This window comes from Streptomyces nanshensis, from assembly GCF_001751255.1.
GTDB classification, from domain to species: Bacteria; Actinomycetota; Actinomycetes; order Streptomycetales; family Streptomycetaceae; genus Streptomyces; species Streptomyces nanshensis_A.
The window spans coordinates 1-1,973 of the sequence record NZ_LJGW01000215.1 but is presented as its reverse complement, the minus strand read 5'-3'; the positions used below and the strand labels follow the sequence as shown (position 1 = coordinate 1,973).

Genomic DNA, 1,973 nt, shown 5'->3' with positions numbered 1-1,973 from the left:
CCGCCCGGTCCGCGGGCGGCCCGCGGGACCGAACGGCCCCTGAGAACGACAAAGCCCGGTCTCAGGCAGTAGCTCTGCCTTCGATCCGGGCGAGGGCGTCGTCCGCGCCGTATGGCTGTAGGTACGGCATCCAGCGCGGGTCCCTGTGTCCCGTGCCGATGATCCGCCACGCCAGACCGGACGGCGGCGCGGGTTGATGGCGCAGCCGCCAGCCGAGGTCGGCGACGTGGCGGTCTGCTTTGACGTGGTTGCAGCGGCGGCAGGCGGCCACCACGTTCTCCCAGGTGTGCTGTCCGCCGCGGCTGCGCGGAATGACGTGGTCGACGCTGGTTGCGACGCCTCCGCAGTAGGCGCACCGGCCGCCGTCCCGGGCGAAGAGCGCCCGGCGGGTCAGCGGGACGGTGCCGCGAAAGGGCACTCTCACGAAGCGTTTCAGCCGGACGACGCTGGGAGCCGGTATCACCCGGGTCGCGCTGTGCATCAGGGCGCCGGACTCCTCGAGGCTGACGGCCTTGTCGTTGAGCACGAGGATGAGGGCGCGTCGCAGCGGTACGACACCGAGCGGCTCGTACGACGCGTTGAGGACCAGGACATGCGGCACGGTGCCTCCTTGTACGTCTGCGGCGCGTGGCTCGCGCCGGGACGATCCGTACTCAGTGTGTCCCGGGCCCTGGTCATTCCGCCACCACGACCTGGTAACGCCCTGAGCGTGTTTTCAACCACACCCCCCGCGCTCCCCTTGAACTTCTGCCCCGCTTCCGAGCAGTCAAGACGTCCTGAATCATGGTGCGAAGCGGCACCGCGACGGCTTGATAGCGCCCTCCGGAACGGGCCGCCGCCGCTTGTGAAGGGGGTGCGCCGTTAGTGTGGTCGCCGTGTTCCGGGGAACCGCACCGGCGGGCCCCGGAGGCTGAGTTGGTCCTGGCCGCCTGCTTGGAAGGTACTGCTGTGATCTGGCTGATCGGCGCCGCTTCCCCGTCCGCACTCGCCGGCGCCCACGGCGCACGGACCGGGCTGGCCGACGGCGGCCAGGGAGGCCCGACGTCCCTGGAGGACGCCCACGAGTCCGCGGCCGACGCGGCCGGCTGGATCCAGCAGAACTGGGCGGAGTGGGTCGCGGCCGGACTGCGCATCCTGCTCATCGCGGTCATCGCCGTCCTGCTGCGGCACGTGGTACGCCGCTCCATCAGCAGGCTCATACAGCGTGTGAACCGCCGCGCGGAGGCCGCCGACAGCGCCAACGCGCTGCGCGGACTGCTGGTCAGCGGCGAGCGGCGGCGGCAGCGCTCCCAGGCCATCGGCTCGGTGCTGCGCAGCATCGCCTCGTTCGTGATCATCGGCACGGCCCTGCTGATGGTCCTCTCCGACCTGGGGATCAATCTGGCTCCGCTGCTCGCCAGCGCCGGCGTCGCCGGCGTCGCGCTGGGCTTCGGGGCGCGCGACATCGTCACGGACCTGCTGGCCGGGATCTTCATGCTGCTCGAGGACCAGTACGGGGTCGGCGACCGCGTGGACGTCGGCGAGGTCTCCGGCACGGTCCTGGAGATCGGGCTGCGGGTGACACAGTTGCGCGGCGGCAACGGCGAGATCTGGTACGTGCGCAACGGCGAGATCAAGCGCGTCGGCAACCTCAGCCAGGGCTGGGCGACGGCGGCCGTCGACGTGCGGGNTGGGCCGCAGCGAGCCGTGGGACGAACTGCTGTGGGAGCCCGTCGAGGTGCTGGGCCTGGACTCGGTGACGCTGGACGAGATGGTCGTACGGGTATCGGCCAAAACCATGCCGGGCAAGGCGCTCACCGTGGAGCGCGAACTGCGGTGGCGCATCAAGCACGCACTGGACCACAGGGGCATCCGCAGCACCGAGGAGAGCGCGAGCCTGGAGCCGGGGCCGGCCGGTCCGGAGGACGCGGCGGCGCAGGACGGCGCCGGGGCGACGCAGGACGGCACCGGGACGCGGGACGCGGCGAGCGCCG

Annotated in this window: 1 protein-coding gene and 1 pseudogene; one reads left to right on the top strand and one right to left on the bottom strand. The window is 71.7% G+C overall.

The window, feature by feature from the left end:
* Positions 1 to 61: 61 nt before the first annotated feature.
* Positions 62 to 601 carry an HNH endonuclease gene (locus tag AN218_RS12460; protein WP_070016915.1) on the bottom strand — a complete coding sequence of 180 codons (540 nt, stop codon included), beginning with the start codon at positions 599 to 601 and terminating at the stop codon, positions 62 to 64.
* Between the two features lie 413 nt (positions 602 to 1,014).
* Between AN218_RS12460 and AN218_RS12455 the strand changes: the two are divergent.
* A pseudogene (locus AN218_RS12455) lies at positions 1,015 to 1,973 on the top strand (mechanosensitive ion channel family protein); the annotation flags it as partial.